Consider the following 22839-nt stretch of genomic DNA (forward strand, 5'->3'; position numbering starts at 1 on the left):
TCAGAATTACTTACTCGTTTTTGGCTTCCGCGAAGCGGTTGAGTTACTTAATATATGACTTATTGCCTTGGTATTATTACTGAATCTGGTATTGTAATGGCCTCTGACTCTCGTACTAATGCGGGAGTAGACTATATTTCCACTTACCTGAAGCTATTTGATTTTTCTCTGACTGGAGAGCGGGTTATCCTCATCAGCACTTCTGGAAATTTGTCAATTACTCAAGGAGTAATCACTGAATTAAAAAAAGACTTCAAGATTTCTGAGGATACTAATCTTCATACTATTTCTACCCTTTACGAAATTGCTCGCTACATTGGAGGTAAAATTAGACAGATTCAAGAAAAAGACCGCTCTTGGCTACAAAAAGATCGAATTGACACAGGATGCAGTATTTTACTGGGGGGTCAAATTAAAGGACAAGACCCAGAATTATTTTTGATTTATTCTCAAGGGAATTGTATTTCTGCTACAAAAGAAACACCTTTTTTACAGATAGGTGAGACTAAGTATGGCAAACCAATTTTAGACCGTGCTTTGAGTTTCTCTACTTCTCTAGAAGCTGCTGCTAAATGTGCTTTAGTTTCTCTAGATTCTACAATGAAATCTAATCTTTCTGTGGGACCTCCGATTAATTTGGTGATGTATGAAAAGGATAGTTTTCAAATTCGGCATCGCCTGCAAATGCGTCTGGGCGATCCTTATTTAGCTAAAGTGCGAAAGTTATGGGAGGAGTCTATTAAGCAAGCTCTTGATGAAATGCCAGATTTAAACTGGTTACATGACTCTCAAGAATCTCAGGAAGATATTTTGATTGATTGAATGTGGGAGAGTAGGGGAGTAGGGGAGTAGAGGAGTAGAGGAGTAGAGGAGTAGGGGAGTAGAGGAGTATGCGAAGCAAACGGCCGTTCGCCCGTACAGGAGTGGGGGAGTGGGTAGGGACGTTGCATGGAACGTCCGAGAGCGAGAAGTAAACATAAGAATAATTAATGCGCTCCTAGGGTGCTAATTATCAAAGAGGTAATTCTGTCTGTATTAATTACTTAATAACAGGACTTACGCAGAGACTCTACTTATGGGGAGGGCGCCATTCGGAGCTTGGCGGAACGCCAATACCATTCGCCCCTACAGATGGTGGTTTAACAGTCAATTTGCGTAACTCCTGATAATTGAAGTGCTACCTAAAGTTAAGCATTAATACATGGTAATTGGTATAAATTTAGATGGAATTAAGCGATCGCGCAAGTAGAAGAGTATTCTATTCCTCTTATGTAGCTTCACCCCTATGGGGGAGTACCTTCTTGGGCTATAAATCTCGATCGTTGGTTAAAAACATTCACATACGTTATAGCACTACAAGAATTGGGCACGGACATTTTTCAATCCTAACATCCTTCTTACCGAATAATTAAGGTAAAAATCCTCTCACTCGCCGTGGAGAAACAATAAATTAATTTTCCTTTTATTCAATCCTCTTCCTTTTAGGGAGAGGTAATTATCAATTATCAATTATTGAAAGTTTGCTATTCCCTGTTCCCTATTCCCTAGCGCGTAGGCTATAATTTTCAAGTTTTCCCCATTTGTGGTTGCCAGTAGTACAATGTAACGGTTGTTTTAGTTTTATTATAGAGTGTGATTGAACGTTACACCTTGCCCGAAATGGGTGAACTTTGGACTGATAATGCCAAACTAAAAACTTGGTTACAAGTAGAAATAGCTGTGTGTGAAGCTCAGGCAGAACTTGGTTATATACCTACTGAGGCTGTAGAAGAAATCAAGGCCAAGGCTAATTTTGACCCAAAGCGGGTTCTGGAAATTGAGGCAGAAGTGCGCCATGATGTGATTGCTTTCTTGACAAATGTGAATGAATATGTTGGTGATGTTGGGCGGTATATTCACTTGGGGTTGACAAGTTCCGATGTTTTGGATACTGCATTAGCATTGCAGATGGTTGCGAGTCTGGATCTGTTGTTGTCATGTGTTGAAGAGTTGGGACAAGCAATTCGCTATCAGGCACAACAGCATCGGGAAACTGTGATGGTGGGTCGTTCCCATGGTATTCATGCGGAACCTATGACTTTTGGTTTTAAGTTGGCAGGATGGTTGGCAGAGGTTTGTCGCAACCGCCAGAGATTAGTGCAAATGCGGGATAATATTGCTGTGGGTAAGATTTCTGGAGCAGTGGGAACTTATGCAAATATTGACCCACGAGTTGAGGCGATCGCTTGCCAAAAACTGGGACTTCAACCGGATACTGCATCTACTCAAGTAATTTCACGCGATCGCCATGCTGAGTATGTGCAAATTTTAGCGTTGCTGACTGCTTCTATAGAACGTTTTGCTGTGGAAATTCGTAACCTCCAGCGTACTGATGTTTTGGAGGTTGAGGAATATTTTTCTAAGGGTCAAAAAGGCTCGAGTGCTATGCCTCACAAACGTAACCCCATTCGTTCGGAAAGGTTAACGGGAATGGCGAGAATTGTGCGGGGTCATGCTGTTGCTGCTTTGGAAAATGTTGCTCTCTGGCACGAACGGGATATTTCTCATAGTTCGGTTGAAAGGGTTATTTTGCCAGATGCTTGCATTTTAACTCATTTTATGCTGAAAGAAACTACTAATTTAGTCAAAAATTTGTTAGTTTACCCAGAAAACATGAAGCGAAATATGAATGTTTATGGAGGGGTTATTTTTAGTCAGCGAGTGCTTTTGGCTTTAGTAGAAAAAGGTATGATTCGAGAGGATGCTTATCAAATTGTGCAGTCTTGCGCTCATCAAGCTTGGAATCAACCTAATGGTAATTTCCAGGATTTTATTTGCAAGAATGAAGAAATTAAAAGTAAGTTATCTGAGGCAGAAATTGCAGCTTGTTTTGACCCGAAACATCATTTGAAACATTTGGATGATGTGTATCAAAGATTAGGTATTTGAAGTTTGATATTTGAGTATATAGAGATTTTTTCTCCCTTGATAGTGACTTTCAAATGTTGAGCGGTAGGCAAAGTTGTAAAGACTTTGCCATTTAACCAATATCTTGATGAAGAAAACTAGGAAGAAGAACCTCCCAAGAAACTATTAAAAATTGCAGCTCCCGCCGCGAAAGCTCCAATTGTTCTGGTTGTTCCCAAGGTCGTATCCCCAAGGACATTTCCTTCTGTATCTATTGCTATATATTGTTGACCATTCGTGCCTTCATAACAGATAATAAATCCATCTGCGGCCTCTTGATATCCAAGATATTCAGCAAAGGGGGTGATAGTGGGCAACAGCTTCAGCAAACATCTGATGTATAAAGATTTTAGATGCAGACATAATCTAAATTCCTCAGATTTGATATTATTGGTATGGGCGATCAGTAGTAAGCGATCACCTTTTAAAAAAAACTTTGGCTCTAATGCTAGAATGTCTATACCACTCAAGGTGAAATCAGGTTTCTTTTTGAGTCCGTAAGTCCCGAACCACTGTCTATGGCAATCTTCGTTTTAGTTTAGTATTTCCTTTGAACGCTGCTCACCGCTGAAGATTTACCTGTGCGTTCATTGATGAGAGTATTCCATCTACCGTTATCCATAATTACAGTAATCATATCACCAACTTTTGGACTAATTGGACTGGCATAATAAACGTCAAACCTGTTGCCTGTAGAAACGCTCTTCAGCGTAATTCTTCTTCTAGTAGAAGACAACCAGATAATACTAAAGGCATATCTTCCTGTCTGAGCAATGGTATTTTTTGGTAAATTTTCTGGGGTGACTTGGATAGTCTGTAGATCACTGGTACTTGAAGATATTGCAGGTGAAGTAGTAATTAGAGTAGAATAAATAGCTACAAACACAGCAAGAATAGTTGACAAATTTTTGTTCATTATAGAATGACTCCTTTTTTTAAGCTGACGGTAATAGAGCAATAGTGACGATAGCAAATATGCCAAAGAGGATACCTAAAAAGAACCAGAGAGTTTGGTCTCGGTATTTTTTTATGCAATGATTGCACAGCAGACACCACAACAAATCCAGACTGCTACTAAAAATTCCATTGGATGATTTTCTCTTAAATAACTACATTGAATTTTTTTGTTGTAGGGCGCATTGGGCGCACCCTAAAAATCTAAATATCGTCTAGTGAAAATTAATCACGCAGTAAATACCAAGCTAATGCACCAACAGCTACTGCTGGTGCTGCTACTGCAACTACTGGAGCGATCGCTACTGAAGTTGCCGTACCTGCTGTTGTGGCCAGAGTTGTGATACCAACACCACCAGTTGTGGTAGCGATACCCGTAGCAGTTGTTCCGGTAAGGGTTGCTAATGTACCGCCTCTTGTTGCTGCTCCAGCTAATGCGCTACCTGCGGCTGCGATATGATGATAGCTCATAAAAACATTACTCCTTTGAATTTGTTATGAACTCATTTTCTATCGTTTATTAGTGAAAAGAAAGGGCAGTTGATAGCATTAATACTGCCCTAACTGCCCTTGACGAAAAAGTATAATTTAGTTAATAAACTATTCCAAAAATCAAATGCTTTATCTGCCCTGGTGGAAAAGTAATAATGATTTAAAATGTTATTAATGCCATTTTTTCAGGATTAGATTATGAAAAAAAATAGACCTCGTAGCGTTAGGGCAAATTACCAAGGAATAGAACAACTTAAACAAGCACAGAAAGATAGACGAGCTAAAAATGAAGGACGTTTAAGTTATCCGAAAATAGCTGAACAAATTTATGTAGAAGAAACCACAGTCAAGCGTTTTTTTAGAGGAGAGAAAGTTTTTACAGAGAATGCTGAACTTATCTGTGAAACACTAGGTTTAAAATTGGCTGAAGTTGTCGATCTAGAAGATTATCATCAAAATGGAACGCAAATTACCTTGAGTGGTGAGATTGATGAAGTTAAACCACAACTAGATGAAATACTTGAGTTATTAAGAAAAACATCGGGGGATAAAACAATAACTATACGCATAATAAAACCAGGTAGTGTCATTATAATTATAGATGGTTCTAATGAAGGATTGACACGAATTGAATCTCTGTTTCAAGCAGGAGAATTAAAGGAAATAGCAGGTTTTAAAGTTGAGGATGTACGTCCAGAGTGGGAAGAACGACCAGTCAATTTGACTCAATGGTTTGATAATATCTTAACTACTGGATGGCAAGCAGCAAATGAATTATTAACTCCCTCACAATTAGCATTAGTTAGAAGCGCAGAAATTAAAGGTGGAAAGTTAATTTATTTACGAGCCGATATGTTAAGTCATGCTGTAGTTTTATTGGTAAATTTAGTACGAGAAGATGATGATTCTCCTGAATTAGAAATAACTTTACGAGTTTATCCGACTGGGGATAATGTTTATCTTCCTCCTAATTTAAAACTTATTGTTTTAAGTGAAAATGAAGTTTTTAAAGAGGTAGTAGCTAGAAGTGAAGATAGGATTATTCAATGTAGATTTACAGGAGAAATAGGAGAAGAGTTTACAGTAAAATTAGTGTTAGGTGAAGCTGTAATTAGTGAGGATTTTGTTATTTAGTTTGGATATAAAATACATTAATTAATCATAATGTAGGGACGTTGCATGCAACGTCCCTACGGGTTAACGGTACTTGAGAGGTAATTGTTTTATGGAGCGATTAAATTATCCAGAAATTGTCACGCAAATAGTTAAAGAACACTATCAGTATCATACTCCAGATTCACAATATGAAACACAACTAATTATGGATTATGAAAGAAATTATTACCTCTTAATTTCTTGACGTTGGCAAAATGAAAAACGTGATTATGGTTGTTCTATTCATGTTGATATTAAAGATGGCAAAATTTGGATTCAGCAAGATTTTACTGAGCAAGGAATTGCTCAAAAATTATTAGATTTAGGTGTGCCAAAATCGGATATTGTTTTGGCTTTTCGTTCGCCTTTTGTGCGACAGTTTTCTGATTTTTCGGTAAACTAGAAATTGTTACTTTAAGTGCTTATGCAAAATTAATTGTATATTCTGTGCCAAAGTTTTTCGTATGGATTTTCTACTGCACTAAAAAACTCATATAACTGTCATAAGCTTCTAGTAGGCATTTCCTGCGGAATGCTTACAGCTTCTATTTCTCACTATTTAAATGCTTATGCAAAATTAATTACCTATTCTGTTGATAGCCCTATTTAAAATCCAGAAGTTGCGATCGCTTTCTTCTATGACCAAAATTAAAAAACTGTTTCCCGCAAGAACGCAAAAGTATAAGTAAAAAAAATATAATCAACTATTATTATTTTTTATGCTTATCAAAAAATCTCTGATTTCGGCTAATTGTTACAAAATATTTCACGTACTTGCGTTATTTCAGCGATTTGGTATCATAGGGATACATAGTTTATTGTGCCTATCTTGTGTTTAAAAATAAGAAATTTTCCTTAGAAAAAGCTACAACCTTCTATTTTTCGTCGATATAGGATGCAAAAATTTATACCCTTTCTACGGATGAATAAATCTCAAAAAAACTAATTTTGAATAGGTGTTAGTGCTTAGGAAATTATAACCATTGACAAATTTGTTCTGATAGTATCCAAAAATTGAAGGGGAGAAGCAGGCAGAAATTTTTGACTTGACTGTAGCACTATAATTCAAGCTGACCAATACGAAAAATTTAACTCCCCCGGCGAGAAGTCCCGCGCTCTCCCGCAAGGGGAGCGTCGTATGGGAAAGCCGGGCGTTATTTGTGTAGTTTGCCGTTATTTTGGGTATACTAACTATAGGTAGATATAAAGGTCGATTCTAGGATGCTACTGAAATATAAGTACAAGCTCAAACCACATAAAAGGCAAACGGTGATTATATCTAGCTGGTTACACATGGCTAGAAAGCAATATAACTATCGTTTGGCTGAAAGCTTGAATTGGTTTGAGGCTACGCGCACACTCCTTAATGCTTGTCCACTTAATGTTTCAGTAGTACCTGTAGAGCAAGTCTACAAAAACATCCCAGAATTTAGAGTACAAACGCGCGACGGCAGGAAAAAAGACAGCAATGGTAACCCGATAACCAAGAAAGGAGATCAGCATCCGAATATAGTCAATGGTTATGTGTTGTGGGAAACTGTTCAACTGGCAGACTTAACACAGACTAAAAAACTATTTCCTGAGTATAAGTCTATGCACTCCCAGGTTCTTCAAGATGTAATGAGCGCGTGTGCAAACCACAATGGATAATTTTACTCAACCTGATAAAAACGGCAAAACCACTGGTAGGCCTAGATTCAAAGGCAGTCATTACTATAATTCCTTCAGTTATCCTCAGTTATCAAATACCAATATAGTCAAAAATGCTAACGGTCGTTTTTGTATCAACTTACCAAAAATTGGTTTAGTTCCCTTTGTGTACAATCGCCCAATACCCAAAGGTTTCAAGGTTAAGACGGGTACAGTAATTCGAGAAGTTGATGGATTGTATATCAGTTTCACAATCGAAGACAAAACAGTACCTTTGAGGCGTGTAGAAATTCAACCCACCGAACAAAACTCAAAGGGTATAGACCTGGGATTAATATACTATGCGGTTACGTCTGATGGGGAGTTTATAGAAGTTCCTAAGTTTTTCAGACTCTCGGAACATCGTTTGTCTAAACTTCAGATGAGATTGGCTAAGAAATCCAAGCACTCAAAACCTTGGAAAATACTCAAACGAAAGATAGCGAAACTGCACCAACTAATAGCTAGGCAAAGATTGGACTGGCAATTCAAATTAGCTTATCATTTGTTTAGTGATTGTCAGGTGATATTTTTAGAAGACCTGCAAATAGCTAATTTAGTCCGACGTTGTCAGGCCAAGTTAGGCGATAATGGTCAGTTTTTACCTAACGGCCAATCAGCTAAGTCAGGGTTAAATAAGTCTTTACAGGATGCAGCAACTATCAATTTCTTGATGTTTGGGAGTATGTAGCCTGGAAACTTGGCAAAAGAATTATCAAAGTAGACCCCAAAGGTACATCTCAACATTGTTGGGAATGTCTGAATAAAGTCTCTAAAAGTTTATCACAACGCTGGCATTCATGTTCTAAATGTGGACAGGAACTAGACAGAGACTATAACTCAGCACTCCTAATACAAAAAATAGGATTGTTGTCAACACAGGAGGAGGACATCACTTCTGTTAAAACTGCGGTCAGTTTTTATCTGACTGAAGAATCCCGCGCTCTCCCGTAGGGGAGCGTCGGGAGTATGTCAAATGTTGAGGATTCATTAACTTACAGTGCTTTCTACTGTTATGAGGTACAGCCATCGCGCTATCGCGGGCAAGATGCCTGCGCCACAAGATTTTCACTATTTAGGTTGTATATCATTGTGATAAATTTAGGAGCAGTTATGGGCAAGTTAGTTACTCTCAATATTGATGGCGGATTTCAACAGGGTTTTTCAGTGCGGGGTGAAATTTGGCAGGATGTAGATTCTATAAAAAATGAACCTAATTTAGCGATCGCTAGTAAGTCAGCACATTTACCTCCACATTCGGAAATTTTGGAGCAGTATCGTCATTGGCAAAGTTTATACACAAATTTAGACCTATTTTATTCTAGCCGTTTAAAACATAAAGGTCGTTTTACCAATACTTCGGATCGAGATAACGCTTTTGAAGCTTGTAAAAAGGCTGCTGAGTTATTAGCTCAAACTTTCAATACTTGGTTGGGTTCGTCCGATTTTCAACCGATAGAAATTTTACTTCGGAATAATTTAGATAAGTCGGAAAGTACGAGAATTTTATTGGCAACTGAAAATTATGGTTTACGACGTTTGCCTTGGCATGAATGGGATTTATTAAAGGATTTTCCGAAGGCTGAAATTGCTCTAGCTACTCCTAATTTTCAACGAGTTGATAGGACGAAAAATTTAGACAAAAAAGATAAGATAAAAATTTTAGTTATTTTGGGAGATAATGCGGGAACTGATGCTGATGAACAGGTAATTCGGGAATTAATTCCTGATGCAGAAATTTGTTGGTTAATAGAACCTCAACGTTCTGAATTAGATGAACCTTTGTGGCAAAAATCTTGGGATATTTTATTTTTTGCTGGTCATGGCAAGACTAAAGATAATGGCAGTATTGGTACGATTCAAATTAATGCTCAAGATGTTTTGACTATTTCTGAAATAAAAAATCATCTTCTACAAGCTGTTAAGTCTGGTTTAAAGTTGGCGATTTTTAATGCTTGTGATGGTTTGGGTTTGGCTTATCAATTGGCAGAAGGTGAGGATTTACATTTACCGCAAATTATTGTGATGCGGGAAAATTTACCTGTGGCTATTGCTCCGAATTTTCTCCAATTTTTTCTGGAAAATTATACTCAAGGTTTATCTTTATATAGTTCTTTGCGGGAGAGTCGGCAAAGGTTACAAATATTAGAAAAGGATTTTCCTTGTGTCTGTTGGTTGCCTGTTTTATGTCAAAATCCTGCGGAAATTCCTCCCCGTTGGTTGGAGTTGGGAGGAAATATTCAGATATCTCCCTATAAAGGATTGAGTGCTTTTACTGAAAATGATACGGAGATATTTTTTGGCAGGAAAGTATTGACTAATTCTTTATTGTCAAAGGTGGAAAGACAAAATTTAGTTGCTGTGATTGGTGCTTCGGGAAGTGGGAAATCTTCTTTGGTTGCTGCTGGTTTAATTCCTCAATGGTTGGCTCAAGCTACGGAATTTTTACCTCGTTTTGTTCTGAAAATTCGTCCTGGTTTTCCTCATCGGAATCCTTGGAAAAATTTGGCTGAGGAATTGGGGAAAATTTCACCGAATTTAATTGCAAATAATTTAGCTTTTTTGGATTTGGTGGTAAATTTGGAGTCTAATTCTGGGGAGTTAGCTAAATTTTTAACTGCCATTGTGCAAGAAAAGAATGGTTGTCAAATTTTGTTAGTAATTGACCAATTTGAGGAACTTTATACTTTATGTTCTGAGGAGAAACGTCGGTCATTTTTAGCAGGTTTGGTTGAGGCGGTTCGGCAAGAGAGTTGGAAGGTGGTTTTGACTTTACGGGCAGATTTTTTATCTCAAGCTTTGGATGAAGATTTGGGTAATATTTTTGATGAACGGGATAAGTTAATTACTCCTATGAATGATGAGGAATTGAAGGAGGCGATCGCTCTCCCTGCTGAAAAGTTTGAGGTGGAATTTGCGGATGAGTTAATTAAGAGAATGATTCAAGATTATCGGCAAAATTCTGGTCATTTACCGATGCTGCAATTTGCTTTGGAGGAGTTATGGAAAAGGCAAAAATATGGAGTAATTTCTCTGGGGATTTATGAAGAAATTGGGGGTTTGACTCAAGTTTTAGGGGATTATGCCGAAAAGATTTATTGTCAGTTAAGTCAGGAGGAAAAAAGCAGGCGCGATATATTTTTACTCAATTAGTACAACCTATAAGTCAGGAAAAATCTGGGGAAGTTCGTCAGATTGCTACTCGGAAAATTGCGACTTTTGCAGATATTGGCAAGGAAAATTGGCAGTTAGTAATTAAGTTTGCGGATGAGCGTTTGGTGGTGACAAATAAGGAAAAAGATGTAGTTTCTGTAGAGTTAATTCACGAAGTTTTAATTACTGCTTGGAGTCGGTTAAAAAATTGGATAGAGCAAGATTGGGAATTTCGACGTTGGCAAGAAAAATTAAGGGATAATTTGAGTCAGTGGGAACAGGAAAAGAAGGCTGACTTTTTGTTGCAAGGAGGTTTGTTAAAAGAGGCAGAAAGTTGGTTGGAAAAAGGAGAGCAAAAAATTCCTGAGAAAGAGAGAGGGTATGTTGAGAAAAGTAGGAAAAGACGAGAGAGGGAGCGGCAAAAAGTTATTGGTGGGTTGACTGGTGGTTTGGTGATGGTGTCATTATTTGCCGTGGGGATGGTGTGGCAGTGGCAAAGTGCGGAAAGACAAAGTCTGATTAATGAAGTAGATAGTTTGAGTAATTTAGCATTGAATCAATTTCAGTCTGGGGAAGGTGGAATTAGTGCTTTAATGACGGCGATGGATGCAGGGCAAAAGTTGAAAAAATTGGTAAAAGATGATGAAAATTTTGGGAATTATCCGACTACTCAACCTTTGTTGGCGTTGCAGACTATTACTAGCAATATTCGAGAGAAAAATGAGTTTCAGAGTGAGAATTTAGGTGTTACAGAAGGCTTTAGGCAAGCTTTTTTTACTCCTGACAGTAAGCATATTGTTTCATCTAGTATTACTGCGGGAGGTGGCTATAGTAGAGTAATAATTTGGAATTTAAAAGGAGAGAAAGTTACTGAATGGGAAATACCTGGAAGAGAAGCAATTAACAATTTAGCAATTAGTCCTAATGGCAAATATATTGCCACTACTGCTGGAAGAGAAGGCAAATTCTATATATGGGATTTTTCGGGAAAGAAAATAGCAGAATCATCAGAGTGGGTTAATGGATATTTTATAGTTAAATTCACTCCAGATAGTCAGTATATTGCCGTAACATCAACACTGAAAGCTGAGGTAGATTTTTTTGATTTATCAGGCAAGAAAATTAAAGAATTTAAAATTGATGGTGGTGGAACTATATATAGTTTAGAGTTTACTCCCAATGGTGAAGAAATTATCATAGGAAATGCTGTTGGTGTCGTTCAACTTTGGAACTTAAAAACATCAGAAAAAATTAGAGAATTTAAAGCCAATACCAACCAAGTTCTTGAAATAAATATTAGTCCTGATGGCAAGCGACTATTAACTTTAGGAGTTGATATTAATTCAGCTACAAAAACTGCTGGTTTAGGAGCTAGACTTTGGGATTTATCAGGTAAAAAAATAGTAGATTTTGGTTTTTTTCCAAGAATTGATACTTATAGTTATGGAGATTTTACTTTTAGTCCTGATGGTCAACAAATAGGAGCTTTACTTCCTAATCAAAGAGTAGTCAATTTTTACAATACTTTATCAGGAAAACTAATTGCTCAATCTGCAATAGGTGCTGGTTACAATAATGAATTAATCTACAGTCCAGATAGCAAAATAATTGCTCTTCCAGGGATAGATGGAATAAAGTTATTAAGTAATAAAACCAAGTCTGATTTTATAGAATTACCTGCTAACTATGGATATAAAGGAAGCCATCAAGTAGAACTACCAGGCTTTACTGATGTAAATTATAGTGCAGATGGTCAAAAAATAGTAGTTATAGATAAGCATTATTATTATGTAGATATTTGGGATTGGCAACAAAAGGAAAAAATAAGAATTAACTATGGTTATTTTACAGAAAATGAGGCGTGGAGTAGTTATTTCACCTCTGGTAATTTTTTTGAAAAAGCTCTTTTCGCTAGTATGACTCCTGATAGTAAATTTATCATCCTTGTTACCAAAGAAGGTATCAAAAAACTTGATTTAGAGGCTAATTTAATTTCCCAATTAAAAACAAATGTTAATTCAGACGAAAGTCTATTACAGACTAAGTTTTTCGGAAAAAAGCATATAAATGGGGTGGTTTTAACTGATGTAAATTATAGTTCTAATTTTGATGGTAGCAAGATAGCTACAATTGGGATTACTCGTAGTCCTGAAAACACCATACGCTTGTGGGATTTATATACTCAAAAAGTAAAGCAATTTAAACATAATTCCCTTTCTCGAATTATTAGTCAAGTTTTAGTTAGCCCTAACGGCGAATATATTCTTACAAATTCATCAGCTAGAGGTAAACTTTGGGATGCTTCAGGAAATTTACTCAATTCCTTAGATATTAATGCCAAAAAATCAACTCTAAAAGGGGAAGAAGTTTCAATATTACCTATTTTATTAGATGTGAAAAAACAGAAAGTTGCTTTTCGTGAACATGGAGTAAAAATACTGGTAGTATGGCAAAATTCTACAGCGGATAAAGCAGGTTTAAGAAGTGGAGATATAATTCTGGAAATAGATGGTAAGAAAGTAGATGATTTTGAAGAAATAGGGGATTTTAACCTGTTGCTCAAAGGAGAACCTGGTACTCCTATAAAAATTAAACTCCAAAATCGTAATCACAAAATTGAAGAAAAAACTATTCTGAGAGAAAAAGTCATATTAGATGTAAGTAATTTATTTCTTTTCCCTGGAAATAGAGCAAAGTTTAGCCCTGATAGTAAGTATTTGGCAACATGGGATACAGGAAGTAAAAATTTATCTTTTAGAAATATAAAGACTAAGAAGCTTGTTGAAATTAATCACCAAGCTGGGATTTTAGGTGTTCATTTCAGTCCAGATAGTCAACTGTTAGCAACGATGGGTATGGATTATTCAATAAAATTCTGGGATTTTTCTGGAAACCTAATTAATCAGATAAAATTTCAACAAATACCTTTTAGTATGACTTTCAGTCCAGATAGTCAGCAAATTGCTGTTTTAGGTGATTCCAATGAATTAAGTATCTGGAGTATTAATGGAAAACAAATTGCTAAATATACAGTTCCCGAAGAGCAAGGTAATATTGTCTTTTCCCCCGATGGTAAATATATAGCAACTGGTCAAAGCAAAGTGTTTATTTGGCAGAATAAAAACTTAAACGAACTATTAGCAACAGGATGCGATTGGTTGCAAGAATATTTAACTACTCGCCCCCAAGAAAAAGAGAAATTAAAAGTCTGTCAAGAGGAAGTAAAATAGGCTAGAGATTGCCACGGGGGGTTTATGGGGAGTCACCAAAATTCTCGCTTTTCCCACCCCCCTCGCAATGACAGTTTGCACCAATGTTGTCATTGCGTTAACGAAGTTTTGCGATAGCAAGGCGGTGAGCAAAACAGTTAAGCTTCTGGAAAAGCCATTAATTTAGCCGAAGCAATCTCTTTAGCTAGAGATTGCCACGGGGGGGACTTATAGGTACTTACTAAAACCATTTCTTTCCCTACCCCCCTCGCAATGACATGATAGAGATTGCCACGGGGGGCGCATGGGGAGTCACCAAAACTCTTGCTTTTCCCACCCCCTCACAATGACAGTTTACTTTGATAATATAATTAAAGACAAATTCATAATAAATCTGAAAATGACATCTCCATCTAATCCACAAAAAGCGATCGCCAACCATCACAGATGCCTGATCGCCTTTTCTTCAGAGCATAAAATTAAGTAGCTATTTCCAAATAATTTTGATGTTGAGGATGTATAAAATTCAAACTAATATTCTCCCGATAAATTCCCATCTCTACCAACTTTTCTACTATTGATTCTTCCGTATCATTGCATTGAATAATAATACTATCCCCAACAATATCAATATGTACAGCACATTGATGAATACGCTTATATTTGTACCATCCCACCCACAAAACCAGATAACGCATTCTTTCATCATCAAAAATTAACTCAATTTGTGAATCTTCATCTTTGAGATATTCATATTCACAGAGATTTTTTTTCACACATTGCCTGTAAAAATCTATTGTATTATCCGAGGAAGAACTGGAGTTGAAGGAGAGAATTTTTTTATCACTAATTATCCGGACATGATATTAAACAAACAGACATGATATAAGTCCTAAATATATCTAGAAATTTATTAAGAATTTATTTCAATAATTTTCAAGTGATGTTAGCTGATTTTTTGAACAAACTAACCACTATATCACCGATAAAAAAAAGGATTGTGCATCACGAACATTTCTTGTAACTAGGACACTGATTGCTTCTTATATCCACTATCCACTCTGCATTTCACTGCTATTCCCTACTTGCTATCCAAGGCTAATTCAATTGATGTAACAAATACTTCTTCATAAAAATTTATATTTTTTTGTTGATAAAAAATCTTAATTGTGTTGCAATAAAATTATTGATAATCAAGCTCAATATAGTAGTCCTATTTCCGCTATGTAGAAAATATCCAACAGAGCAAAGGTAAAAGGAATAATAATTTTGAAAATTATTATTCTACTTTGGGATTTTTACAAATTATTTAGGACTGCTATAGAGCCTTCTTGAACTGATATTCATCAGATTGAGGACCAAATCTCTATGCAAACATTTGGCAATGAAGAAAGCAGCACCATGTCTACAACTAACGACAGTGGAGTTTTCTGGACACCTGTTTGGCGATCGCTAGGCTGGTATGTTGAGGCCACTGAAGAAGAAGGTGCAGCTTTATTAGGAGGCAATATCAGGTTCAAAGACCTCTCTGGGCAATTACTAGGTGCCCATGTAGCCCATGCTGGTTTAATCATGCTGTGGGCAGGTGCGATGACCCTGTTCGAGCTATCCCAGTTTGACCCCAGCGTACCAATGTACGAGCAAAAACTAATATTACTACCTCATCTAGCAACATTAGGTATTGGTATAGGAGCAGGTGGGCAAGCGATCGACACCTATCCTTACTACGTTATCGGTATACTGCATCTCATCAGTTCTGCTGTTTTGGGAGCAGGAGGTATCTACCATGCCGTTTTAGGGCCGAAACAGCTTGATGAGAAAGGTTTTGGCTACGACTGGGAAGATGGCAACAAGATGACTACTATTTTGGGTATTCATCTGGTGCTTTTGGGAATTGGAGCAGCACTACTGGTCATTAAAGCAACAACTTTAGGTGGTATTTATGACCCCCTAATAGAAAAGGTGCGACTGGTAGAGCCAAACCTAGATCCTGGGAGAATTTTTGGCTATCTGTTTGGCTTTAGCCCTAATGGTTGGACAATTACTGGCATGGCTAGCGTAGATAATCTCGAAGATGTAATAGGCGGTCATGTTTGGGTCAGTCTACTCTGTATTGGAGGCGGTCTGTTTCACATCGTGTCAAAGCCTACAGGTTGGGCAAAACAAATACTAATCTGGTCCGGAGAAGCTTACTTGTCTTACAGTTTAGGGGCACTTGCGATCGCAGGATTTAGCGTAGCTGTCTTTATCTCCACCAACGAAATTGTTTATCCTAGTGTGTTTTACGGTCCTATTGGCAGCGACTCTGTGCGAGCTGCTCTTGCTACCGTTCATGCTGGGTTAGGTTTCCTAGCTTTAGTCGGACACTTATGGCACGCTTACCGAGCACGAGCAGCTACTCGTCAAGTATTTTATGGAACGTTCTTTGACTTTATGGCTAAGAATGTCACACCTATTACACCTGCATGAACAGAAGTCAAAATCTAATACCATTTCACTTTAAGGATGTCACAAATAGACCTCTCCAGAAAAGAGGGAGTAGGGAGTAGTAGGGACGTTGCATGCAACGTCCGTACAGAATAGAGGGAAATAATTGATGATTTATCTACGATAATTGATTTTATTTTTGATTATTGGATATGTCTAATAGTTTCAAAGTTATCGTGTCAAATAATCCGTTGAAACTATTGAAACGTCAAAGTTTTCTGTCTATTAAATCTTACTTTTAACTTTTGACTTTTGACTTTTGACTTCCGTGGAACGGTATAAGTTCAATCATTTATAAGAAGGAGAACAATAGCAATGACTGTCGTAACTGATGAGAATGTACAAATTCCTTGGCGAGCAGGTAATGCTCGACTTGTTAACTTATCCGGCAAGCTATTGGGGGCTCATGTAGCCCATGCTGGCTTGATTGTACTATGGGCTGGAGCTATTACTTTGTTTGAAGTTGCCAACTTTGAACCCTCCCTACCTATGTACGAGCAGGGGTTAATTGTACTACCTAATCTAGCACGCTTAGGATTTGGAGTTGGTGAAGGAGGTGTCGTTGTGGATACCTACCCCTACTTCGTGATTGGGGTACTACATTTGATTAGTTCGGCGTTTTTAGGAGCAGGTGGTATATTCCATGCTCTCAGAGGCCCTGCCAAGTTAGAGGGTAAATTTTCCTTCTTTGGCTATAGCTGGGATAATCCAGGTAAAATGACAACTATCCTGGGTATACATCTAGTATTGTTAGGAATCGGAGCCTTCTTACTTGTGGCAAAGGCGATGGCGTTTGGTGGATTATACGATCCAGTAATTCAGAATGTACGAGTAATTTCAAATCCTACTCTGAATCCCAGTACCATTTTCGGCTACCTATTCGGAACAGAAGGACGTTTCTGGCTTGCTGGTGTCAACTCTTTAGAAGATGTAGTAGGCGGTCACATTTGGATTGGTGCTATCTGCATTCTAGGTGGTCTCTGGCATATTAGCACCGTACCCTTTGACTGGGCTAAAGGCTTATTTGTCTGGTCAGGAGAAGCATATTTGTCTTACAGTATTGGCGCAGTCAGCTTAATGGCATTTGTAGCAACATTGTTTGTGTCTGTTAACTCCCTGGTATTTCCCACAGAATTTTTCGGACCAACTTTGACTCTGGTATTCGATCGCTTTCCTGTATTCGTTAGTACTGATGGAGCTTTGACTGCAAGAGTATGGTTAGCTAATGCTCACTTCTGGTTAGGATTTTTCTTCCTGCAAGGACACCTATTCCACGCTCTACGCGCAGCAGGTTATAGCTTTACCGAAGGCAGAGTAGTCACATTTACAAGAGGTCAAGTAAGCTAGTTATGACCAAAAAATCAGGTCTCAAGCCTCCCCTTTCAAGGAAAAAAAATCAAGTTCAATATTTCAAGCCTCTGAATTTAACTAGAGGTACTGATAACCGATAACTGATAACTGACAATGACTGTAACTAAATCAAATCCATTAAGGTTTTTAGGCTTTTCCACAGATAATAATGTTGATGTTGCGAACTATGTTAGTGATTCCCAAGAACCCTATTCTTGGTGGGCAGGTAATTTTCGCTTTGTTGACCTATCTGGAAAGTTATTGGGAGCGCACATTGCTCATGCAGGGTTGATTGTACTCTGGGCTGGAGCAATGACTCTGTTTGAGCTATCAAAATTCGACCCTAGCCTTCCCATGTACGACCAAGGGCTGATTTTGCTGCCCCACATGGCGACTCTGGGTATAGGGGTTGGAGCAAATGGTGAAATTCTTGATACTTATCCCTACTTTGCCATTGGTGTTATCCATCTCGTTAGTTCAGCAATTCTAGGCGCTGGTGGCATTTTCCATGCCGTGCTTGGACCTGACAAACTTGATGAAAAGGGATTTGGCTATCAGTGGCATGATGGCAAAAAAATGACTACTATCCTTGGTATTCATCTACTTCTACTAGGGATGGGAGCATTTTTGCTAGTAGCCAAAGCTATGTATTTTGATGGTTTGTATGACCCGGCGATCGCCAATGTGCGACTGATTACTGAACCCACTCTCAACCCCCAGACTATCTTCGGTTACCTCGTCGGTATCACCCCTGATGGCTGGACGTTGAAGGGTATGGCTGCTGTCAACTCTTTAGAAGATGTGATAGGCGGTCACATTTGGATTGGTAGTATCTGTATTCTGGGTGGTATCTGGCATATAACTACTGCCCCTACAAAATGGGCTAAGGGTCTGTTTGTCTGGTCGGGAGAGGCATATCTTGCCTATAGTCAGGCAGCTCTGGCTTACATGGGCTTTTTCGCTGCCTACTTTGTCTGGGTGAATGATACAGTTTATCCCTCAGCATTTTATGGTCCTGTAGGTGTTACCAATGTTGATGGTATAATTACTCCTCGCACCTGGTTGATGTTGTTCCAAATCATTTTTGCCTGTCTGCTACTGGCAGGTCACTTTTGGCATGGTCTCAGAGCTAGAGCGATCGCCAGTGGATTTGTTTTCAGCAATATGAAGTTCAATCCCGGTGCCCTGTATGGAGATACTCAGTTTAATAACGAATCTCTAGTTACAGGTATTGTACAGCCTTTCAAAAACGATCCCCAGTTGGGTAATTTGGCAACCCCAATTAATTCCAGTCAGCTTACCATCACTTGGGTTAAGAACTTACCCATTTATCGGAATGGTTTATCCCCTATTGCACGGGGTCTGGAAATTGGCATGGCTCACGGATACCTATTATTAGGGCCTTTTCTCAAACTCGGACCATTGCGTAACACCGACCAAGCTCTTCTGGCTGGAGGTGGTAGTGCATCTGCCTTGGTAGTGATTTTAAGTATCTGTCTGTTTGTTTATGGGGCGGTAGTGTTTCAAGGTTCTGGTAAACCAAGAGGCGTTTTGCCGGAGAACCTGCAAACTTATCAGCAATGGAGTCTGTTTACCTCTGGTTTTCTCATTGGAGGAATAGGCGGTGTGATTTTTGCCTGTTTTATCCTGATAGAAATCGGGCGATCGGGAATTTTGTAACTTTGTTTGCTTGAGCAGGGGAATAGGGACAGAAGTTAATATTCCTAATTTTTATCAGGAAAGGCAGAAGGCAGGAGGCAGAAAGCAGAAGGGAATTCTGACTCGTCTGTTACCTTTAGGGGAACAAGGGTATAAAAACCCCATCCAATTGTTCCTTCTGCCCTCTGCTCTCAGCATAGCTGCCTTAGTTCATCGGATATTTACTATGTTTCCTGCTCTATAAAACTGACACAAAGCGTCACATAACATGACAAATTGATGTGTACGGACGTTGCATGCAACGTCCCTACCTGCTTCTTGTGAGGCCGTCGGCGGTTACTCATCCACAGGCATTGACGGGTCTTGCCCGACCGCATCTGTCATTTAAGTCTTTGTCAATCAACATCAGAAAAAATCCTCAAACCCTGACTGCGCCCTTCCTAGTAGGAAGCGGGATTTCTTCTGAGGTCTATGTCTATATAGATAGACTGCCAGAAATGTTTAAGTCGCGATTAGTGCAGAAGATACAAAGCGTCACCATCGTTACTACTTGCGTGTGAGAACTAGCGTATTATTTCGCGCTCCGTATCGCAAATTGTTAACTAAGTCGAAACTCTCCTGCTTCAGTTAACAGCTCAAAAATGTTTTGACAACTCTATTACCTAGAAGTTGTTTGTAAATAATTATTTTGTAAATAATTATAAAGTGTTTTTACTCCTCACCAATTTATAACTCTCTGATAATTAATATCAAACTCTTGTACTACCTTGGCAAAAACTTCGCTGTTGGAGATGTATATTGAGTATTTCAGAGTACAAAGTTTGGAATAAATAACTAAATTAAAGGTGTTCCTTTCCCTTACAAAAATTTACAAACATTCTCTTAGGAATTTTTAGGTAATTCACTCTATGGTATAGTCGAGTCTTAATAATTTTTATTTTTTACAGGATTTTATCAATGACAATTCCTTTAATGTACTACCCACTCTCTAGTCAAAACCATCGGGTTCAAAAATTTGATGTTCCAGGAGATGAATATCCGAGACAATACACTTTAGAGAACCTGCCCACTGCTACAGAGATGGATGAGATTATCTGGGCAGCTTATCGGCAAATTTTCAATGAGCAGCAAATTATTACAGCTCATCGACAGGTTGCTCTGGAGTCTCAACTGCGCAATGGTCAGATCACAATTAAAGATTTTATTCAAGGTTTGTTACTTTCTGAGTCATTCCGGCGACTGATCTATGATGGCAATAGTAACTATCGTTGTGTTGAGCTTTGTATTCAAAGGGTTTTAGGACGCCCTGTCTATAACAATCAAGAGAAACTTGCCTGGTCTATTGTATTGGCAACAAAAGGACTTCAGGGTTTTGTCAATGACCTGTTAAACAGCGAAGAATATGATAAGCATTTTGGCTATAACTTTGTTCCCTACCAACGTTGCCGAATTTTACCCCAACGCACTCAGGGAGAGTTACCTTTTGCTCGGATGGCTCGTTACGACAGCTATTACCTAAAGCAGTTATATCGGACAGGGCAACTACGGAAATTTGATCCAGGTATGTTAGATAGTAGCGCTCATGTTTATCGCAAAGCCCTATTATTTGTAGGAATACTCTCTGTAGCAGTGTTACTAGTTACTCTGATTCTAGTACTTTCGCCCAAATAATATCAACAGGACTTACGCAAAATACGAAATTATACACCATCTGTAGGGGGAAACGGCCATTTGCCCCTACTATATGTGGTTATTATGCGTAAGTCCTGTAATAAATGTAACATTGTGACAAACATCACAAAAACTTACATATCTACTTCACTCGATCAACACCAAAAAATCACGGTTGATTGTACTATTAATCACTACCAAATTAAGAAAAAGAGTGGATGATTGAAATATGGAATTCAAGGTTGATCTTATGCTTCAAATTAACTTACTTCCCGGTGCAATCAACGAAATTATGGCTTCTGCTGCCAAAAGTGGCTTTCTCACAAAATTAGACTGCTATGGCCTCATGGCTGCGGTATTGGACGATTCTCTAAGCACAGAAGATCGTTCTACCGTTAAGCGACTTTCATATTTTGTGCTCAGAGGATGGGTACGAGTAGAATAGAGTTGGCGATCGATACTTTGTCTAAATGTTATGCCTCAACAAATTAATCATGGCATTGCACAGTGACGAATGATTAGGAGAATTGAGGAAGTTGTGGATGTTTCAAATAATAGATGATCTGTACAACATTTCAGTGGACTTGGAATAACACAAAGTTTTGTGATTTAGCCTGGCTTTCAGGATGCCTTAGACGTCTGTTTTCTCCTTCTACTCTCGGAGGTAGCCGTTTTGCTGACTAGATGATAGTGCTCCGCACCGCTACGCGAACGCAATCCTCAATTAAGCAAGGATAAACATATAAAACAAGCCCAACCCTGAATCATCTGTCATAATGTCGTAAAGGTTAGCAATAAGCGATACAGCTGGCGGCACGCTCCGCGAACGCCTATGACAAACTGCATAATTCCAGGCAGTTTGGTATTCACAACTGCTTCATAAAACCGATATAAAACATCATAATTAGCGACATTTTAATGTTTACTTCCTGCTTCTACCGGAACTGTCGGCAGCACCCCGTCCACATGCATCAACGGTCAAGCTGACCGCATTTTTGACATCCTCCCCGGCTGTTTGTTAGGCGCGGGGATTCCTACCGAGCTGTAACTCCTCAGCGGGTTGACGACCTGCTGCACCCACCCCTCTTGCTCCCCTCCCTGGAGGGGATGAGGGTGGGTTACACTTGCCTCCACGTCCGTTTCTTGCTCCGCGTTCCCTTGCGCCTTTCGGCGGCGCGGGTTCGGTGCGCTTTTTTGTCTCCGTTAGCGCAGCTCCTCCGGAGGAGGTATGCCCAAGGAGCGACTAATATAAAATCCGGTTGAATACTTATCTTATGTTTGGGGGTGGGAAGTGTGGGGAGGGTGGGGAGTGTGGGGAGAAGGGGAGGTCGAGAGATTGAAGGCTCCGAAAGTGTGGATAGAATTATAAACATATACTGTATAACCGGATTCTATATAATATATTTATTAGAGTTGTTGGGAATTAAGCTAAAAAAATGGCTAAAACCCTCATTAGTCAACGTTTATAGTGTTTTTAAAGCCTCCAATCCTGAAAATCTTATATAGTAAGCTTTTGAGGCTTTTGAATTTTTATTTCCCAACAACTCTATTGCTGCATTTTCATCGCGGTCGTGTTTTGCCTGGCATTGCATAATTGCGGGATGATTTTGTCACCAGAGCACAAACCATAATCCCCGTGTCTCCCTGTCTCCGTGTCTCCGTGGAGCGCCAAAATCATCCCAGTATTCAGCAACGCCTTTTGCCCCACAGTTGAGACATTCCCATTCTCGCACCTGAAGGTCTAATTTTCCACCTTTAAACCCACAACATGAGCAAGTTTGAGATGTAGGTTCCCAACGACTAATTATTCTCAAATCGCGATCCTTTTTTTCTGCTTTACCCTCTAAAAATGTTCGTATGGGTTCGCCATCCTAAATCAGATACCCACCCCTCTTGCTCCCCTCCCGGGAGCAGGGCTAATTCTTTGTAGTCAGAGAATATTAAGTTAGAAATACATTTATAGCAGTTTTCATTAACATAGAATACAGAAATTTTGGCTTAAAGGCAGAAGGCATAAGCCAGAAGCAATGCAAGTCTACCTTTGTGAAAACCGCTATAATTGTGCGATTGGAGT

Annotated in this window: 18 protein-coding genes and 2 pseudogenes; 14 read left to right on the top strand and 6 right to left on the bottom strand. The window is 38.7% G+C overall.

The features are described 5' to 3' along the window. Positions 1-54 precede the first annotated feature (54 nt). Both F6K23_RS01615 and purB read left to right on the top strand, forming a co-directional pair. Complete coding sequence (locus F6K23_RS01615; protein WP_293149896.1) at positions 55-822, top strand: proteasome-type protease; 768 nt, start codon at positions 55-57, stop codon at positions 820-822. Positions 823-1632: 810 nt separating this feature from the next. Further along, a complete protein-coding gene (gene purB / locus F6K23_RS01620; protein WP_293149898.1) occupies positions 1633-2928 on the top strand; it encodes an adenylosuccinate lyase in 1296 nt (431 codons plus the stop codon). 116 nt (positions 2929-3044) lie between these two features. On the opposite strand, the gene F6K23_RS01625 is transcribed toward purB, so the two are convergent. The 3 genes from F6K23_RS01625 to F6K23_RS01635 all read right to left on the bottom strand — a co-directional run bounded on the left by F6K23_RS01625 (position 3045) and on the right by F6K23_RS01635 (position 4371). After that, complete coding sequence (locus tag F6K23_RS01625) at positions 3045-3416, bottom strand: hypothetical protein (RefSeq protein WP_293149900.1); 372 nt, start codon at positions 3414-3416, stop codon at positions 3045-3047. 68 nt (positions 3417-3484) lie between these two features. Then, positions 3485-3862 carry a hypothetical protein gene (locus tag F6K23_RS01630; protein WP_293149902.1) on the bottom strand — a complete coding sequence of 126 codons (378 nt, stop codon included), beginning with the start codon at positions 3860-3862 and terminating at the stop codon, positions 3485-3487. 263 nt (positions 3863-4125) lie between these two features. Then, the gene (locus tag F6K23_RS01635) at positions 4126-4371 is read right to left on the bottom strand and encodes a hypothetical protein (protein WP_293149904.1); all 246 of its coding nucleotides are present in this window, start codon (positions 4369-4371) and stop codon (positions 4126-4128) included. 219 nt (positions 4372-4590) lie between these two features. On the opposite strand from F6K23_RS01635, the gene F6K23_RS01640 reads away from it, so the two are divergent. The 7 genes and pseudogenes from F6K23_RS01640 to F6K23_RS01665 all read left to right on the top strand — a co-directional run bounded on the left by F6K23_RS01640 (position 4591) and on the right by F6K23_RS01665 (position 13619). Next, the gene (locus tag F6K23_RS01640) at positions 4591-5526 is read left to right on the top strand and encodes a DUF1822 family protein (protein ID WP_293149906.1); all 936 of its coding nucleotides are present in this window, start codon (positions 4591-4593) and stop codon (positions 5524-5526) included. A 91-nt stretch (positions 5527-5617) separates the two neighbouring features. Next, positions 5618-5950: pseudogene (locus F6K23_RS01645) on the top strand (XisI protein). Between the two features lie 818 nt (positions 5951-6768). Next, positions 6769-7197, top strand: coding sequence for a helix-turn-helix domain-containing protein (locus F6K23_RS01650; protein ID WP_293149908.1), 429 nt, complete (start codon positions 6769-6771; stop codon positions 7195-7197). Next, the gene (locus F6K23_RS01655) at positions 7190-7927 is read left to right on the top strand and encodes a transposase (RefSeq protein WP_293149910.1); all 738 of its coding nucleotides are present in this window, start codon (positions 7190-7192) and stop codon (positions 7925-7927) included. Before F6K23_RS01650 ends, F6K23_RS01655 begins: the two co-directional genes overlap by 8 nt. A gap of 23 nt (positions 7928-7950) precedes the next feature. Beyond that, positions 7951-8190 carry a zinc ribbon domain-containing protein gene (locus tag F6K23_RS41360; protein ID WP_367267587.1) on the top strand — a complete coding sequence of 80 codons (240 nt, stop codon included), beginning with the start codon at positions 7951-7953 and terminating at the stop codon, positions 8188-8190. Between the two features lie 15 nt (positions 8191-8205). Next, complete coding sequence (locus F6K23_RS01660; protein WP_293149912.1) at positions 8206-10389, top strand: CHAT domain-containing protein; 2184 nt, start codon at positions 8206-8208, stop codon at positions 10387-10389. Next, a complete protein-coding gene (locus F6K23_RS01665) occupies positions 10335-13619 on the top strand; it encodes a WD40 repeat domain-containing protein (protein WP_293149914.1) in 3285 nt (1094 codons plus the stop codon). The genes F6K23_RS01660 and F6K23_RS01665 overlap by 55 nt, the downstream gene beginning before the upstream one ends. A 458-nt stretch (positions 13620-14077) precedes the next feature. Here the strand turns inward: F6K23_RS01665 and F6K23_RS01670 are convergent, their stop codons facing one another. Next, a complete protein-coding gene (locus F6K23_RS01670) occupies positions 14078-14452 on the bottom strand; it encodes a XisI protein (protein WP_367267588.1) in 375 nt (124 codons plus the stop codon). A gap of 547 nt (positions 14453-14999) precedes the next feature. Here F6K23_RS01670 and F6K23_RS01675 point away from each other — a divergent pair. The 5 genes from F6K23_RS01675 to F6K23_RS01695 all read left to right on the top strand — a co-directional run bounded on the left by F6K23_RS01675 (position 15000) and on the right by F6K23_RS01695 (position 21210). Further along, positions 15000-16067: a chlorophyll a/b binding light-harvesting protein gene (locus F6K23_RS01675; protein WP_375340721.1), complete on the top strand. Its 1068-nt coding sequence runs from the start codon at positions 15000-15002 to the stop codon at positions 16065-16067. Positions 16068-16400: 333 nt separating this feature from the next. Then, entirely contained in the window at positions 16401-17432 is a 1032-nt protein-coding gene (locus F6K23_RS01680) for a chlorophyll a/b binding light-harvesting protein (protein ID WP_293149916.1), read from the top strand. 117 nt (positions 17433-17549) lie between these two features. Further along, on the top strand, positions 17550-19115 hold the full coding sequence (locus F6K23_RS01685) for a chlorophyll a/b binding light-harvesting protein (RefSeq protein ID WP_293149918.1): 1566 nt from the start codon (positions 17550-17552) through the stop codon (positions 19113-19115). Positions 19116-20051: 936 nt separating this feature from the next. Further along, positions 20052-20765, top strand: a complete 714-nt coding sequence (locus F6K23_RS01690) for a phycobilisome rod-core linker polypeptide (RefSeq protein WP_293149920.1) — start codon at positions 20052-20054, stop codon at positions 20763-20765. Between the two features lie 250 nt (positions 20766-21015). Next, entirely contained in the window at positions 21016-21210 is a 195-nt protein-coding gene (locus tag F6K23_RS01695; protein WP_124144420.1) for a hypothetical protein, read from the top strand. Between the two features lie 73 nt (positions 21211-21283). Here the strand turns inward: F6K23_RS01695 and F6K23_RS01700 are convergent. Continuing rightward, a pseudogene (locus tag F6K23_RS01700) lies at positions 21284-21638 on the bottom strand (IS1 family transposase); the annotation flags it as partial. A gap of 737 nt (positions 21639-22375) precedes the next feature. After that, positions 22376-22579, bottom strand: a complete 204-nt coding sequence (locus tag F6K23_RS41365) for a zinc ribbon domain-containing protein (RefSeq protein WP_367267579.1) — start codon at positions 22577-22579, stop codon at positions 22376-22378. Positions 22580-22839: the final 260 nt, after the last annotated feature.

The sequence above is a fragment of the Okeania sp. SIO2C9 genome, assembly GCF_010672455.1.
Lineage (GTDB): Bacteria > Cyanobacteriota > Cyanobacteriia > Cyanobacteriales > Microcoleaceae > Okeania.

Coding starts and splice junctions, on each gene's coding strand:
- F6K23_RS01680 (WP_293149916.1), top strand. CDS start 16,401: ATGACTGTCGTAACTGATGAGAATGTACAAATTCCTTGGCGAGCAGGT.
- F6K23_RS01660 (WP_293149912.1), top strand. CDS start 8,206: ATGTCAAATGTTGAGGATTCATTAACTTACAGTGCTTTCTACTGTTAT.
- F6K23_RS01650 (WP_293149908.1), top strand. CDS start 6,769: ATGCTACTGAAATATAAGTACAAGCTCAAACCACATAAAAGGCAAACG.
- F6K23_RS01615 (WP_293149896.1), top strand. CDS start 55: ATGACTTATTGCCTTGGTATTATTACTGAATCTGGTATTGTAATGGCC.
- F6K23_RS01655 (WP_293149910.1), top strand. CDS start 7,190: ATGGATAATTTTACTCAACCTGATAAAAACGGCAAAACCACTGGTAGG.
- F6K23_RS01675 (WP_375340721.1), top strand. CDS start 15,000: ATGTCTACAACTAACGACAGTGGAGTTTTCTGGACACCTGTTTGGCGA.
- F6K23_RS01685 (WP_293149918.1), top strand. CDS start 17,550: ATGACTGTAACTAAATCAAATCCATTAAGGTTTTTAGGCTTTTCCACA.
- F6K23_RS01635 (WP_293149904.1), bottom strand. CDS start 4,371: ATGAGCTATCATCATATCGCAGCCGCAGGTAGCGCATTAGCTGGAGCA.
- F6K23_RS01690 (WP_293149920.1), top strand. CDS start 20,052: ATGACAATTCCTTTAATGTACTACCCACTCTCTAGTCAAAACCATCGG.
- F6K23_RS01640 (WP_293149906.1), top strand. CDS start 4,591: ATGAAAAAAAATAGACCTCGTAGCGTTAGGGCAAATTACCAAGGAATA.
- F6K23_RS01630 (WP_293149902.1), bottom strand. CDS start 3,862: ATGAACAAAAATTTGTCAACTATTCTTGCTGTGTTTGTAGCTATTTAT.
- F6K23_RS01695 (WP_124144420.1), top strand. CDS start 21,016: ATGCTTCAAATTAACTTACTTCCCGGTGCAATCAACGAAATTATGGCT.